The sequence below is a fragment of the Psychrobacter sp. 1U2 genome (assembly GCF_051847575.1).
In genome coordinates, this window is sequence record NZ_JBPYDC010000006.1 from 1 (window position 1) to 15,377 (window position 15,377).

Below are 15,377 nucleotides of genomic sequence, written 5' to 3' on the forward strand. Positions count from 1 at the left end.
GCATTCCTAATGCCAATCGAAGACGTATTCTCAATCTCAGGTCGTGGTACCGTCGTAACCGGCCGTGTTGAATCAGGTATCGTCCGCGTCGGCGACGAAATCGAAATCGTCGGTATCCGTGACACTCAAAAAACCACCTGTACTGGTGTCGAGATGTTCCGTAAACTGCTAGACGAAGGTCGTGCTGGTGAGAACTGTGGTGTCCTATTACGTGGTACTAAGCGTGAAGACGTACAGCGTGGCCAAGTACTAGCGAAGCCAGGTTCAATCACCCCGCATACCAAGTTTGACGCCGAAGTATACGTACTAAGCAAAGAAGAAGGTGGTCGTCACACACCATTCCTAAACGGCTATCGTCCACAGTTCTACTTCCGTACCACTGACGTAACTGGCGCAATCCAATTACAAGACGGTACTGAAATGGTTATGCCTGGCGACAACGTTGAGATGAGTGTTGAGCTTATCCACCCGATCGCTATGGACAAAGGCCTACGTTTCGCTATTCGTGAAGGCGGCCGTACGGTAGGTGCTGGTGTGGTTGCTAACGTCAGTAACTAATAGCTGATGCTTAAGTAATTAGCTGATCTATATTAGTGAGGTTGAGTCTTTACTCTAATCTTACGCATTAAAGATCAATCAAAAGCCGTTCTCTTATGAGGACGGCTTTTTTTATGGGCGATCGTATTTTTTATAGGTAATAATAAGAGTTAAGATAGTATTTACGGGATTATAGCGATAGTTGTATTTACAAATAGTGCTTAAAAGTAGGAGAGAGTAGTGCTAACTATAGATTTACTTAATAAAAAATTATCTGGGGCTCAAGAAATTATACGAGCCGTTGCTGATATTGAAGCTATTATTCAACAACAAGATGCTTGGAGCTACCAGACAGTAATAGAATTACTTGCACAAGATAGCATTGATTTATTAGTCGTTTATCAAAGCGATAAAGCCGTCGGTTACTGTCTTTATCAAGCTTTATTTGAGCAAGCAGAGATATTAAGAATCGGTACGCATCCTGACTATCAACGCCAAGGTATCGCTTCCAAACTAATTAGTAAATTAAATCAACAGCTAAAAGAGTTAAATGCTGAAAGTCTAATATTAGAAGTAAGAGCCGATAATGCGCCAGCGATAGCTCTGTATGAGCAGCAAGGTTTTGAGACGATTCATCAGCGCAAAGGCTATTATAAAATAGCGCATCAGCCTGCTATCGATGCTCTGATTATGCAGCTGAACTATAAAAAGGCAGATTGAAGAAAAAAGTTAGCAAGTTGGCAGGGCTATCGATGATAAGGAAGCGTAGAGCTGTTGTTTTTACAATCTTCTATAGAAGGCACGTAACTATCATCCTCTTGCATACGCGTAAGCAGTGTAATGCGCTGGGTTAGCATCTCCACCATAAGGTTGATATTGTCTTGTTGTTTTTTGACTTGTTCTAGCTTTTGCTGAGTGACGAGCAGTTGCTCATCAAGATTCAAATTACCATCGTAATAGTCATCAAGGCTGTTTTTTATCTCAGTAAGGGTAAAACCAATAGCCTGCGCGCTTTTAATCAGCTCAATCCGCTCAATACATTCGGAATGAAACTCAGTATAAAGCCGCGAACCCGCTTGCCGCTTGCGAGACTTTAGTAGTCCTAGCTCGTCATAATGACGTATAGTATCTTTGGTGGTATTGGCTTTTTTTGCTAAAGCCCCAATGAGTAAAAACGCAGTATCTGGCATCTTGACCTCTTTTATGAACCAATCTTATCGACTAAATGTCATCTATTTATGAGACATTAGTAGCAGTCTAGAGTGGCCAAATTTTCGAATGTTTATCAGAGCTATCTAGCCTAGCCACAGACACCGGCTGATGGGGTTGTTTGTGCCATTTAACAGCGCCTTTATGTAATAAACGCTCTAGTTGCGTCAAAAACTGACTACGGCTGAGGGTAGTTGCGCCTAAGCTTAATAGATGATCATTGGGCAGCTGACAATCGACTAGCGCCACGTCGCTGTCAACGCAAAGCTGCATCAGACCCCAAAAGGCTAATTTCGAAGCGTTGGAAGCACGATGAAACATCGACTCACCAAAATAAATGTGGCCAATTTTTAGTCCATAAAGTCCGCCTATCAGCTGACCATTGTCATCCCAAACCTCTATGCTATGAGCGAAACCATAGCGATGGAGCTCGGTATAAGCTTCGATCATCTCTTGATGAATCCAAGTGTGCTCACCCTCAGGCAGTCCATTACTGCGTGGCAAACTACAAGCGTGAATCACTTCATCGAAGGCTTGATTAACCGTTAACTGCCAGCGCGAGCGCCGAGCTTGTTTACGGAGTGATTTACTAGGCTGATAATCGCTTGGCACGATAACGCAGCGCGGCTCAGGGCACCACCAAGCAATAGGCTCATCTTCATTAAACCAAGGAAATAGCCCCTGCGCATAAGCTGATATCAGCGTCTCAGGGGCAAGATCGCCACCTAGTGCGACTACGCCGTAGCCGTCAGGATCGACCTCATTTGGATTCGGAAAGTCATAACGCCCAAGCCCTTTAATGGTTTTATAAAAAGTCTCAGGCGTCATATCATGGATATCAAACTCATTAATCATAGTAATGATTACTTCGCTTTAATCGATCGTCAATGTTGACGCATAAGTATGATCAGCGGCAACAGTCTCGCCAATCGCGTCTAAGTATTTTTCAGCATCGAGAGCGGCCATACAGCCGGTACCTGCTGAGGTAATCGCTTGACGATAAACATGATCGGCAACATCACCTGCAGCATATACGCCCTCAATACTGGTCTGGGTAGCATTACCATTAATACCACTATTGACGATAATATAACCATCATTCATCTTAAGTTGACCTTTGAACATGTCGGTGTTGGGTTTATGGCCGATAGCGATAAATACGCCATGAATATCCAGCTGCTTACTGCTGCCATCCTCGGTCGATTCGATAACGACGCCATTGACACCCATATCATCGCCCACGACTTCTTTAACCGTATGATTCCACTCGATCTTGACATTGCCGTTTTTGGCTTTCTCGAACAGTTTGTCTTGCAGGATTTTCTCAGAGCGTAGGCTATCACGGCGATGCACTAAGGTGACTTCTGAGGCAATATTGGATAGATACAGCGCTTCTTCAACAGCCGTGTTACCACCACCGATGACCGCGACTTTTTGATCTTTATAAAAGAACCCATCGCAAGTGGCACAAGCAGATACGCCTAAGCCTTTGAATTTTTCTTCTGACTCTAAGCCCAAATACTGAGCTGAGGCGCCGGTTGAGATAATGAGTGCATCGCAAGTGTAGCTGCCATTATTACCAATCAAAGTAAAAGGACGCTCATCCAGCTTCACTTCATTGATGTGATCATAGACCAGCTCTGTACCAAAGCGCTCGGCATGCGCTTTCATACGATCCATCAGTGCCGGACCTGTTAAATCATGAGCATCACCTGGCCAGTTATCGACTTCTGTCGTTGTGGTCAACTGTCCACCGACTTCTAGGCCGGTAATCATGACAGGCTTAAGATTGGCACGCGCTGCATAGACAGCTGCAGCGTAACCTGCAGGGCCTGAACCTAAAATAATGAGCTTTTCGTGACGTGGCGCTGTGGTGTCAGTTGCCATAAAATATTCCTTACTAATGATTTAATGAACTGATTATAAATACGAAGCGTTATAAGTCATTCAAATGAATGATCAAAAATTGCGACTAAGATGGTTTTTGTCATTGCGATGTGATAATAACATAAGGGCAGTAGGCAAAAAGTGCAAGTTTGCTAAAACAAACATCGCTATTATAAGAACTAAACTATACCTTAAAATTAAAGCCCGCTTTCTTGATAACACACTCGCCACTTCGGCTAGGTATTTGTTATCATAACCAGTTAGATAAAGAGCAGTAAAAGCTATGGAAACAGCGTCTTGTAAATATAAAGCTATGTTAATTGAGCTTTATTATTTTTAGGATTTAGAGTTTAAAAGCAAGTCAGCATATGAGCAAGCCTATAAACACCTGAGCACGGTTGCGAGCAATCGTGTGTTACCATTTATTTAGTATCAATATATTGATAAAGGCAGATCCTACGTGATATCAGCAGCAGTTATAGACTATTTAAAAAAAGGGATATTTACCATTCTTGGGTTAATGTTGGCAGTCTATCTGTTCATTATCTTGATGACGTATACCGGTAATGATCCTAGCTGGTCACATATCAGTAGCGATATGACCACTATCAATAATATGGGCGGCGCGACAGGCGCGTGGTTGTCTGATCTGCTTTATAGCTTTTTTGGCTATAGCGCATGGTGGCTGCTGGTATTTATGGTTTACGAGTCTATCTTGATTTGGTGGAATAACAAACCGACTTTTTGGGTGCTGCGTTTGGTGGCTTATATCTTTTTGCTATTGAGTGCCAGCGCTCTATTTGCACAGTTAATGGCCTTGATTCAGCAAGTGGCAGATCCGGTAACATCAGGCCTCAAAGGCGTAGCTGGTGGTATCATTGGACTTGAGCTGCAAGCGCGCTTAGCGCTGTTACTGACTAAATGGGGTAGCCTGTTATTTTTGAGCGCTTTTGTGATAGTGACCGCTACTTTTGCCTTTAATATTCATTGGTTATCGCTATATCACAAATTGACTGATTTGCATTGGTTCGGTTCAGGTATTGGTAGTATGGCTAGCACAGGCTCGTCTGAGAAAGCCAACGCTCTTGATAATGGCGTCTTGGCTACCGATGATGAAGCTGGCGTAGAAAATCAAAGCAGTGATAGTTTTACTAAAGCAGCCGACTATGAGCAGCTACCACTTGAGCTGCAAGAAGCATCTAGCGCTACCGCCCAAAATAGTAGCCGCTTTAGTCATGTGTTGACTGACTTTCTAGCTAAATCAGGATTGGGTGCTAGCGTCAAAGAGGCGATAGCAAGCGCTGAAGCGGCAGCTACTAATAAAGCCATGTCGGATCATCTACAGCCCGCTACCGCTACCGCTACTGCGAATATAGAGCGTACCCATAGTTTAGCTCATCCGCGTCAACAAAACACTAGCGCAACTACTGCGCCGCTACGCAAAGTTGAGCCCAGCTTCGCTTGGAATGATGATGACATGGTGGCTGATTTGCTCGCTCGTGAATCTGCTGCTGAGCAAGGGACACCGGCACCTGCTGTACCCTCGGCTACTATGAATCAGGCAGAGCAGGGCGGTCAAATCGATCAAATGACTCATTTAGAGTCTGAGCAAGCAGCGATTATTGAATCTAAAGGGACAACTGAGACTGCCGCTAGCTACACACAAACGAATCAAGCAAACGATATAGCAAATAATAAAGTAAACGCTGAGCCAGCCAATACTGAGACTCATAAAGAAACATTGGAGAGCGTAGCAGTGCTGACAACATCAGCTCAGGTTGATGGTTTAGCCGATGCTTGGTTAGCTGAGCATAGTACCTCTGAACCTAGCGCCGTTGCACAATCCCCCAGCACTCATCAAATAAGCGCTAAGCAAGCTGAGGCAGATACCACGCAAACAGCTAGCACTGAAATAAATAACAGGGAAACAGCAGCTAGTGAAAATACTGCTACCGAATCATCTTCGCCTGCTAACCCTATAACAAAGCCTGCAGTCGCAGCCGCGGTAGTCACAGAAAATGCAGCTAGGAAAGCAGCCTCGACCGCCACCCCTGTCAGTGAGTCAGTGCCCACAGACAATGCCTCCTCGCTTGCAAATATGACCCCAACTAATACGCCGCCGTCCAATCCAAAAGAAGCGCCAAAAGCGCAGAAATTGGATGATGAGTTACCGGTAGAGTCAGCACCAGTGACAAAACCTGCGGTCAGCTTTGCGGTACCTGATGGCGATGCGAGCAATCATATTACTGATATGATGCCCGAAGATAATAGCCCGGCGAGTAGTGAGGATTTGGATGAGCCAGTCATGCCGGATATTCATGATGATGAAGCTTTTGCTAACCGCTCAAGATCGATGCAAACTGCTCAGTACCGCAGTAGCCTCAGTAAAATCCCAGAGCTGTCTATTCTCGATAAGCCTGATCCTGACCGTGAGCCGAGCTACACCGTCGCAGAGCTTGAGCAATTATCAGAGCTACTAGAGATCAAACTCCAAGAGTTCAATGTCAAAGCCGAAGTCGTACAAGCGATTCCAGGACCGGTAGTCACCCGCTTTGAGGTTGAGCTTGCTGCGGGGATCAAAGCCAGTAAAGTCACCGGTATCTCACGTGATTTGGCCCGCTCCTTGTCTATGGCCTCATTGCGCGTGGTCGAGGTCATCCCTGGGAAGCCTTATATCGGTATCGAGGTACCGAATAAGCAGCGCGAAATGGTACGCTTAATTGAGCTATTAAATACCGAAAAGTATAAAGACCCTAGCGCGCAAATCAGCATGGCGATGGGTAAAGATATCGGCGGCAAACCTATCATTACTGATCTGGCACGCGCGCCGCACATGTTAGTCGCTGGTACCACAGGCTCTGGTAAGTCGGTACTGGTTAACTCCATGCTGCTATCGATGCTACTCAAATACACCCCTAATGAGCTAAGATTAATTCTCATTGATCCAAAGCAGCTTGAGCTGGCCAACTACAATGAGATTCCGCATCTGCTGACGCCTGTGGTAACTGATATGACCGAGGCAGCCAGTAGCTTGTCTTGGTGTGTAGCAGAGATGGAGCGCCGTTATCAGCTAATGAGCCTGCTAAAGGTGCGTAAACTCAATGAGTTCAATAAAAAGGTCCTCGCCGCTGAAAAGGCAGGCAAGCCGATGCTCGATCCTTTATGGCGTCCCAACGATAATGTCAGTATCGACCAAGCGCCTAAGCTCAAAACGCTCCCGATGATTGTCATCGTCGCCGATGAGTTTGCCGATATGATCATGCAAGTGGGCAAACAAGCCGAAGAGCTGATCACGCGTCTTGCGCAAAAATCACGGGCTTCCGGTATTCACTTGATGCTAGCGACTCAGCGTCCTTCGGTCGATGTCATCACCGGCCTGATCAAAGCCAACATTCCAGTACGTGCGGCTCTACGAGTCAACTCAAAAGTCGATTCGCGGACGATACTAGATAGTGGAGGCGCTGAAGACATGCTCGGTAATGGTGATATGCTGTTCTTAGGGCCAGGTCAAATTGAGCCTGATCGGGTGCATGGCGCTTATGTCAGTGATGAGGAGGTCAACCGCGTCTGTGACGCATGGCGTGAGCGCGGCGCTCCAGATTATATCGATAATATGGCGGGCAATTTTGAATTATCAAGCTCCGGCGGTGGTAGCTCTGGTGCTAGCGCGTCAGGCGAAGATGACGATCTTTATAATGATGCGGTGGCCTTTATTATGGAGACGCGCAAAGTCTCCGCATCGTCCATTCAGCGCAAATTTAGCATTGGCTATAATCGCGCCGCGCGTATCGTCGATTCAATGGAAGAGGCGGGCCTTGTCAGCTCAATGGGTAAAAGCGGTAAGCGTGAGCTGCTGATGTAAATCTATCATAAAACCTTAAAAAAACGAGCTACGCAAATAGCTCGTTTTTTTATTGCAAATTTTGTTTTCGCTTGATTCTAAGCTATAGTATTTGCTTATATAAATGACAAAACCAACAGCTATGCAAGGATGCCTTATGTTTAAAGAATACACTCAATTTGACGCGCTAGGCTTAGCAGAACTCGTTAGCAAAGGCGAGGTCAGCACCAAAGAGTTGCTCGATAGTGCCGTTGCCCGCGCCAATAAGCTTAACCCTAAGCTAAACGCTATTATCCACCGTTTCGATGAGCGTGCTTACCATAAGGCGCAAGCAGGCCTGCCGTCTGGCGCTTTTACCGGTGTACCTTATTTGCTAAAAGACTTATCTTTTAGCTTTGAGGGTGAGCCTTTGACCATGGGCAGCCGTAGCGTCAATATCATGTCAGATTACGATAGTGAGATTGTCAAGCGTATGAAGGCAACAGGGGTCAATACCTTTGGCAAGACTAATACGCCTGAGTTTGGCCTTATTATCACCACTGAGCCCAAGGCTCATGGCGCCACTCATAATCCGTTTAAAAAAGGCTATAGCTCTGGCGGCTCATCGGGTGGTAGCGCCGCTGCAGTAGCGAGTGGTATCGTACCGATGGCAGGCGCCGGTGATGGCGGTGGTTCTATTCGTTTTCCAGCGGCTTGGTGTGGCACTTTTGGTTTCAAACCTAGCCGTGGTCGCAATCCTATGGGACCTAAGGTTGGAGAAGGCTGGGAAGGCGCGGTCGCTGATCACGTGATTACCCGTAGCGTGCGTGATAGTGCCGCCATGCTCGATGCCACTAGCGGCGCTGAGATTGGCGCGCCGTTCGTGATTGCCCCGCCCAAAGGTAGCTTTTTAGAGGCGGCGATGCGCGCTCCCAAAACGCTCACCATTGCCTTGCATCAGCAGCCGCTGATTGCCGGTACGGTAGTGGATAAGGAAGTGTTAGCGGTACTCGAGCATACCGCGAAACAGCTAGAGGCCATGGGGCATCGTGTGGTGCCTGCCGAGCCGAATATCAATATAGAGCAGTTTTGGCATGATTTTATGGTGGTGGTCTGTACGCATACCGCCTTTACCATCGATGATATTGAGCGTAATTATGGTGCCCACCACGTCAAAAAACTTGAGCCACAGACCCAAAATATGGCGCTACTAGGACGCTCCTTATCAGCGGTTGATTTGGCGCATGCTAAGCAAGGCTGGCATGACAGTCAGTATCAGACAGGGCTATTATTAGAGAGCTATGACATGATTTTGTGTCCGACCGTTCCGACAACCGCGGTCAAGCACGGTGTACTGCCGCCAAGCGTAATGGATGAGATGCTGATGCGTAGTGCGGAAGTGCTCAATAAAGGGATCGATATGGGTAAGTATGCCTTTAGCTCTGGCATGATAGAGAAGCTCAGCCATCCGGTATTGAGCAAGATGGCTTTTACTTTATTAGGTAATGTTACAGGCTTGCCAGCGGTCTCTGTACCCGTAGGCATGAGTAAAAAAGGTTTACCTATTGGTATGCAGCTTATCGGGCGCATGAATGATGAAACAACACTATTTAGTGTGGCAGGTGAGATGGAACGCGCCGGCATGTTTACTAAGCCCGCTTTTGCAAAGTAGCCTAAATTAAGATAAAGCTAATCAAAGCGGTAAATATCCATCCCTAAGCTATGGTGCGCCATGCTTTGATGCACAACATTAACACGCTGCCCAGCACCTAAAGCAAAAAACAACGGTAGCAAATGCTCATCGCTTGGATGGATGTCTTTGTAATTAGGATACTGCTGCCAGTTTAAGGCGGCAGGGATATCGGTTTTGAGCTGCTGCAATAACCACAGCTTAAAGTCCTTTGCCGTCTTATCCACGCTATCGGCTTCCCAGCGTAGTGCTTGCAAATTATGAGTGATATTACCTGAACCGATGATTAGAATTTGCTGCTCGCGCAGACGAGCAAGCTGCGCGCCTAATTGATAACAAGCAATGCTGTCATAATTGTGGGGTAAAGAGATTTGTACGACAGGGATATCTGCCTGCGGATAGAGGTGACGAAGCGGCGACCAAACGCCATGATCACTGACTCGTAGCGGGTTGGCTGCGGTATTGATACCGCGTGCGCTGAGCTGCTGTGCTAGAGACTCAGCAAGCGAGGCATGACCTGGCGCTGGATACTGCAGCTCATGTAGCTCTTGGTTAAATCCTGAAAAATCGTGCCAAGTCTTTGGCTGCGGATTACTACTAATCTCAAGCTTAGTAGATACCCAGTGCGCCGACATAATGATAATGGCTCGCGGCTTAGGTAAGTTTTGTCCGATGCGAGCTAGCGCGCTGGTAGTTGCTGACTGCTCGATAGCTAAGGTTGGCGCGCCATGCGAGATAAATAAAGCAGGCAATTTGGCCGCGTTAGCCAAGCCCATAGGCGCATCTGCCCATGCAGCGGCACCGCTGATAGGCGCAGTCGTATCAAGGTTCTCATGTTGAGAGCTATGATTAGGCGGGCTAGTGGATCTGACTGACTTTGATTGGTTCATGTCAGCTTTATTAGGGCAGATTCACGTTTTTCAATCCGTTTGGGTGTTTTAGCTCAGCTCTAGTGCTAGTTGCCACGGTGATAAGGATGGTTGTTATTGATACTCATTGCGCGATACAGCTGCTCCATCAGCACGACTCGCACTAGCGGATGCGGTAAAGTGAGCGCTGATAGTGACCAGGTCATATCGGCTTTTGCTAGTACTGCGGGTGAGACGCCATCAGCGCCGCCTATTACTAACGCCACGTCCATGCCTTGTGGCATGACATCGGCAATTTTGTCCGCTAACTTTTCGGTTGAGAGCATTTTACCTTTGACATCGAGCACCCATAATTGCTCATGCCCTGAAGCATTATGCGCCGCCAGTATCGCCTGTCCTTCTTGCTCACGGTACTGTGCTAGATTAGCAGTTGATGGGTTTTTTGCTCGTTTTGCCGCAGCAATCTCCACGATTTCTGTGCTGAGCATAGGCTGGATACGTTTGAAATATTCGTCAAACCCTGTCTGTATCCATTTAGGCATTTTATTACCGACGCTCAGTATTCTGATTTTCATGGCAGTTAGCACTCCAATAATTGAGTAAAAATAACAAAAGAAGTCTACGCTTAAGTTAATGTAACAAACAAGACTTTTATAGCCCTTTTTTTTATGGTTAACTAGCATTCGACAAACAAGAGTTTGTTTTGTCACACAGTTATATTTTTTATGGACTTAATTAAAAGTTTTTACGAAAGGAGTCGTTTATGAACCGTACTATATCAACTGTACTAACCCTTACTGCAGGTGCTCTACTATCCACTTCCGTGTTTGCCGCCTCATTGGATGGTAGTCAATGGCAGACGGTCGATGATAAAACGGGCGAAAAAAAGGCCATCATCCAGTTAAATGAAAATGGCGGCAAGGTCTCCGGCAAAATTATCAAGGTACTTGATAAGCAAAAGGCGAAAGCGGTCTGTACCAAATGTCCCGGCAGCCTAAAAAATAAACCAGTCGAAGGGCTGCAGATTTTGACAGGCCTAAAAGCTGATGGTAATAATAAGTGGAGCGATGGCAAACTGGTTGATCCTGAGTCTGGCAAAGTTTACTCAGGAAAAATTACCTTGAGTGACAACGGTCAGAGCTTAGATCTGCGAGGCTACGTGGGTACACCCTTGTTTGGTCGCTCACAGACTTGGAAACGTATCAAATAATTAGTGTAAAAAACACGCATAAAAAAAGAGGACTAATAATCATTAGTCCTCTTTTTTTATGCGTGTTTTTTTGTACTGAGCTACAAGGCTACAAGTGATATCCTCGTGCTGAGCTCATTACGGCTGCCGAATAAGCGGCTCTAAAGTGTCACTAGGATCAGTGTTGTCGGAGTCATTAGGACCATCGTGATTTTTGGGGATGACACTGAGCATAGCATCAGACTCTAAGATGATAGCTTCGACATCCTTTATATTGTGGATGCCTTCTTTGCGCATCGCACTTTCAAGCTCCTGTCGAGTGAGCCGTTCTTCGAGCATCGCCGTTGTCAAAAACTCTCCTTGATAAAACAAAATACGCGGCTCAGAGAGAATAAGACGGCCAAAGTAAGGCGAGTAAGCAGCGTATTTGGTCACCAAATACTGTAAAACGTACAAGGTTAAAATAGAAGCACCACCTTCAATGAACGGGATGTCCTTGAGCAAGATCGTACTAGCGCCCAATGAGCCGATCATAACCGTAACGATCCAGTCAAAGTTATTGAGCTGCGAGGTTGAGCGCTTGCCTGAGACTTTAGTGGTGACGACAATTAAGATATAGACCAGTACCGCGGTCAGGACAATACGTGCCAGCTTTTCTATATCGTCAAAAAATAGCATATCCATAATGATTATTCCTATTTATACGCTGTCTATATTTTTGCTAGCTATTGTTCAGGTATAGCTATTCATTAATGGCAGTGAGAGGGTCAATTAGCCTAACGGATTTTGTAGCGCAGTAGGGTAAAAATTTTGTAGTAAGTACCAGTTATAGCTGTAAACTAATAAAAATGAGCTTATAGCATAAACTTTTAAAGGGTTGCTTGATTGTTGAGTGGATTGATCACTTGGATGCAAACAAGCGATTAAATAGCCAAATACCAATACCAGCGCTAATAAAAGTAAGCAGCATGATCGCGATTAAAGCGGCCAATAAAGGCAGCGGTTGCTGCAGGCTCATTTCTATAAATACTTGCCGATTGGCGTCATCAAACAACCATAGCCAAATGGCAAAAAAGTAAAGCGCGTTCATCAACCAGACGACGCCTGTACCACCAACTGCTAGTTTGATTATCTCATCTTTACGTAGCGCCCGGCGATGGTATTTGCTGAATTTGTGCACCGCAATAAAGGCACCCACTAAGATAGACAGTAAAGTCACTAATTGTGGATTGAGCGCAATTTGCGTTTGCAGCAGCATTAATAAAGCGCTGGCAAGAATATAGCCCAGCATAAAAAATCCTAAGTACGGCGTGATTTTGACTGGTGATGCCGATGGACTAATCACTGACTGAGCCTTAGATTTACTTAAGTTTGCGGATTTGCGCGACATAACTTTGCCTGTGTAGTTTGCCTATATAAAAAGATAACTCTATTCCCAATTGTCTAAAGGTATCTACAAAATCAAGTTAAGTCTGAGATAAGGACACTCAGCTCAAATTACCTCTTTGCAGTCCAATCAAGCATAGCATCGAGTACTGGGCGAGCCAGATAAGGATTTAGCGCCCCGTCGGTATTAATCAAGCCGACTACCGCATAATCTTGTCCGGACTGTCCTTTGACATAACCTGCCATGGCGGTGACATTGTTTAAAGTTCCGGTTTTTATCCAAGCTCGGCCAATAGCCTTTGATTCCGGCAAGCGCTCACTATGATGCATAATCGTTCCACTTACGCCAGCGACGCCTAATGAGTTGACGTAAGCATCGAAGCTTGGATGATGGTAAGCAAAGCTCAAAAGCTCATTTAGATTGGCGGCAGTCACCGTGCAATCGCGGCATAGTCCTGAACCATTGGTCAGATACGGCGGGGCAGTGGTCAAATTAGTTTGCCACCAGTCATTGATCCGCGCTAATGCCTGCGGGTAATCAGTCGCTGTTGCTTGCCCAAATTGATAGAGGCTAGAGGCGTTTGGCTTAGTAATATTAACGTCAGTTATAGTCTGCCCAATAACAGCGCTGCTATTTGCGGCGCTGTTATTCGTATCGGTAGTAACTGCGCGCTTAGCTTTATGATAGCTACCGATAGATAACGCCACTTGCTCAGTCATCACATTATTAGAGAAGTGATTGATATCGTATATTTGCTGCGCCAGGTTGTAGGATGGATAACTGACTAGCGGTAACGGCGATAAAGGCAAAGAAGATAAGCCAACATGCGAATGATACGCTGCGTAGGGTTTTTCTTGACTCAGTACGTCTCCACTAAGCGTATTGCCGAGCGCCTGCCATTTTGCCGCTATGACACGAGCAGCAAACTCTTTGGCGTCGGGGTAATTGACATAGAAGACATGCTCACCGCAGCTGTCTGGCAGCTTAGCATTGAGAGATAGTTTGTCTTGTTGCCAGCGCGGCGCTAGGCTGTTACGAGCCTGCGAGCAGCTGGCACTACGAGTATCTATTTGACTTGGCAGCTGGTAATTTGCCAATTGCGGCGTATAAGCGAGCTGCGCCTGTCCATCTGCCAAAGGATACGTCCTAATAGCAAGACTATTAAAATTCACTAAAAATCCATCCGGACTAGCATTATAAGGCCGCAAAGGGGCGTTATCGAAAGCAGCGGGATCTTTACTGACGTTATTGAATATCGAGCTATCGACAATGATATCGCCGTCAATACGCCGAATGCCGGTTTTTTGCACTTGATAGAGTAGCTGCTCTAAGCGCTCATGTGTCATTTTTGGGTCGCCGCTTCCCTGAATGATCAAGTCGCCCTGCAGTGTATCACCAAGGATGATGCCAGTGTGATAGACCCGAGTAAACCAAACAAAATCCGCGCCTAGCGTATCGAGTGCCACAAAGCTAGGGATCAGCTTCATAGTGCTGGCAGGGGTACGCGGGATATCGATATTATGGCTAATCAGTGGTGTAAGTTGGCGTTTGGCAGCATCTTCAGTCTCGTTATAGCGAACGGTGCGGCTTTCATCGATTGTCAGTATCGGCGGTGGATTCTCTAAGCTTTGATAAGTATAAGGGTCATCGGTATAAGCTTGCAGCTTACGGTTTTGTTGTTGAATGGCTTGTTTGTCGATGGTGATAGCTGAATTGGCGCCTTTATTATTGCTATTATTATTAGCGCTTTGAGCCGCGTTGGTTACAGCTACTGCTTCAGTATCAAGACTACCAACAGTAGCGCCATCACCCTCAGTATTGCTATCGATGACTTTTATGATAGGGGGCAAACGACTATTGGTTTTATCACCGAGTGGGGTAATGAAGATACTGATCGTATCAGGGCTTAGCTCGGCTTTATTTAATGCCGCCTCAATAGAGGCAGGTAGCGCTGCTTGTGAAGTAAGCGGCATCAAAGTGAGAATGGCGCACGCTAATACTCCTAAATGCTGATGGCTAGTAGTAGCGCTTGAAATAGAAGCAAAACTTGAGAGTCTAGAGAATAGGGTCATGAGGCATCTGAGCTTAAATCATAAAACGGCTTATAGTAACATGAGTGTCTATGTGAGTCTTAAAAAGCGCACAAAATAAAGGTTGAAACAGCACTTTTAGCGTACATGCAAAAAAGCCATAGCAGTCATCAGCGCATCATTATAGGCGTCGTGGCTACCAAATTCAGGAATATTGTAATGAGCAAGTATCTTGGATAATTGCTGTGAAGCGTTAGGCGTATTGGGATCGCGATCGCCCATACGCTGACTGTATAAGCGTCTAACATCAAGCACTTCATTAGGTAGGGTAGTACCCATGTATTGCTTGATTAATGGATTCAAAAAAGCGGTGTCTAGCTGCGGACAAAACCCAACGATAGGGCGATTATTGATAAAGGGTAGTAGCATTGCGAGCATCTCTTCATAGCTCATACCCTGAGCAACATCGGCGCTACGTAGACCATGAATGATGATAGTATCGCGATCGGGCATGACTGGCGGACGACATACCAGATGCAGACCGTTACCAGTATCGATAGTATCGCCGTTGATGTGAATGGCGGCGACCGAGAGCAAGTGATGCTTGCGAGGATTGAGACCCGTCATTTCACAATCTATCGCCACCCATTGCTCTTTTATAGGCGGCTCAAACATTGAGCTTAGCTCCGCTCGCTGTAGCTGTGTCTTTCGCCATTGGTTTGATAATTGCTTGAGCCAACTCATAAGCGTTTGCTTCTT

14 protein-coding genes are annotated in these 15,377 nt (G+C 46.0%); 5 read left to right on the plus strand and 9 right to left on the minus strand.

The window, feature by feature from the left end; genetic code table 11:
- Together ACS8FD_RS04330 and rimI are read left to right on the plus strand one after the other, a co-directional pair.
- On the plus strand, window positions 1-558 hold a 558-nt coding region (locus tag ACS8FD_RS04330), incomplete at its 5' end, for an EF-Tu C-terminal domain-related protein (protein WP_439274632.1).
- A 219-nt stretch (window positions 559-777) separates the two neighbouring features.
- Window positions 778-1,257: a ribosomal protein S18-alanine N-acetyltransferase gene (gene rimI, locus ACS8FD_RS04335; protein WP_439274633.1), complete on the plus strand. Its 480-nt coding sequence runs from the start codon at window positions 778-780 to the stop codon at window positions 1,255-1,257.
- 26 nt (window positions 1,258-1,283) lie between these two features.
- Here rimI and ACS8FD_RS04340 read toward each other — a convergent pair whose 3' ends face one another.
- The 3 genes from ACS8FD_RS04340 to trxB all read right to left on the minus strand — a co-directional run bounded on the left by ACS8FD_RS04340 (window position 1,284) and on the right by trxB (window position 3,633).
- Window positions 1,284-1,727: a MerR family transcriptional regulator gene (locus tag ACS8FD_RS04340; RefSeq protein ID WP_439274634.1), complete on the minus strand. Its 444-nt coding sequence runs from the start codon at window positions 1,725-1,727 to the stop codon at window positions 1,284-1,286.
- Window positions 1,728-1,794: 67 nt separating this feature from the next.
- Complete coding sequence (aat, locus tag ACS8FD_RS04345) at window positions 1,795-2,601, minus strand: leucyl/phenylalanyl-tRNA--protein transferase (RefSeq protein ID WP_439274635.1); 807 nt, start codon at window positions 2,599-2,601, stop codon at window positions 1,795-1,797.
- Between the two features lie 18 nt (window positions 2,602-2,619).
- Complete coding sequence (trxB, locus tag ACS8FD_RS04350; protein WP_439274636.1) at window positions 2,620-3,633, minus strand: thioredoxin-disulfide reductase; 1,014 nt, start codon at window positions 3,631-3,633, stop codon at window positions 2,620-2,622.
- Between the two features lie 460 nt (window positions 3,634-4,093).
- On the opposite strand from trxB, the gene ACS8FD_RS04355 reads away from it, so the two are divergent.
- Together ACS8FD_RS04355 and ACS8FD_RS04360 are read left to right on the plus strand one after the other, a co-directional pair.
- Window positions 4,094-7,495: a DNA translocase FtsK gene (locus tag ACS8FD_RS04355; protein ID WP_439274637.1), complete on the plus strand. Its 3,402-nt coding sequence runs from the start codon at window positions 4,094-4,096 to the stop codon at window positions 7,493-7,495.
- A 136-nt stretch (window positions 7,496-7,631) separates the two neighbouring features.
- The gene (locus ACS8FD_RS04360) at window positions 7,632-9,125 is read left to right on the plus strand and encodes an amidase (protein ID WP_439274638.1); all 1,494 of its coding nucleotides are present in this window, start codon (window positions 7,632-7,634) and stop codon (window positions 9,123-9,125) included.
- A 17-nt stretch (window positions 9,126-9,142) separates the two neighbouring features.
- Here the strand turns inward: ACS8FD_RS04360 and ACS8FD_RS04365 are convergent, their stop codons facing one another.
- Together ACS8FD_RS04365 and rlmH are read right to left on the minus strand one after the other, a co-directional pair.
- A complete protein-coding gene (locus tag ACS8FD_RS04365; RefSeq protein WP_439274733.1) occupies window positions 9,143-9,919 on the minus strand; it encodes a DODA-type extradiol aromatic ring-opening family dioxygenase in 777 nt (258 codons plus the stop codon).
- Window positions 9,920-10,098: 179 nt separating this feature from the next.
- Window positions 10,099-10,587, minus strand: a complete 489-nt coding sequence (gene rlmH / locus ACS8FD_RS04370) for a 23S rRNA (pseudouridine(1915)-N(3))-methyltransferase RlmH (protein WP_439274639.1) — start codon at window positions 10,585-10,587, stop codon at window positions 10,099-10,101.
- Window positions 10,588-10,775: 188 nt separating this feature from the next.
- On the opposite strand from rlmH, the gene ACS8FD_RS04375 reads away from it, so the two are divergent.
- Window positions 10,776-11,222, plus strand: coding sequence for a DUF2147 domain-containing protein (locus tag ACS8FD_RS04375; protein WP_439274640.1), 447 nt, complete (start codon window positions 10,776-10,778; stop codon window positions 11,220-11,222).
- Window positions 11,223-11,339: 117 nt separating this feature from the next.
- Here ACS8FD_RS04375 and ACS8FD_RS04380 read toward each other — a convergent pair whose 3' ends face one another.
- The 4 genes from ACS8FD_RS04380 to ACS8FD_RS04395 form a co-directional block, all read right to left on the minus strand.
- Window positions 11,340-11,885 carry a DUF421 domain-containing protein gene (locus ACS8FD_RS04380; RefSeq protein ID WP_439274641.1) on the minus strand — a complete coding sequence of 182 codons (546 nt, stop codon included), beginning with the start codon at window positions 11,883-11,885 and terminating at the stop codon, window positions 11,340-11,342.
- Between the two features lie 217 nt (window positions 11,886-12,102).
- Window positions 12,103-12,591 carry an ABZJ_00895 family protein gene (locus ACS8FD_RS04385; RefSeq protein WP_439274642.1) on the minus strand — a complete coding sequence of 163 codons (489 nt, stop codon included), beginning with the start codon at window positions 12,589-12,591 and terminating at the stop codon, window positions 12,103-12,105.
- Window positions 12,592-12,698: 107 nt separating this feature from the next.
- On the minus strand, window positions 12,699-14,660 hold the full coding sequence (locus ACS8FD_RS04390; RefSeq protein ID WP_439274643.1) for a D-alanyl-D-alanine carboxypeptidase/D-alanyl-D-alanine-endopeptidase: 1,962 nt from the start codon (window positions 14,658-14,660) through the stop codon (window positions 12,699-12,701).
- A gap of 96 nt (window positions 14,661-14,756) precedes the next feature.
- The gene (locus ACS8FD_RS04395; protein WP_439274644.1) at window positions 14,757-15,362 is read right to left on the minus strand and encodes a 3'-5' exonuclease; all 606 of its coding nucleotides are present in this window, start codon (window positions 15,360-15,362) and stop codon (window positions 14,757-14,759) included.
- Between the last annotated feature and the right edge of the window lie 15 nt (window positions 15,363-15,377).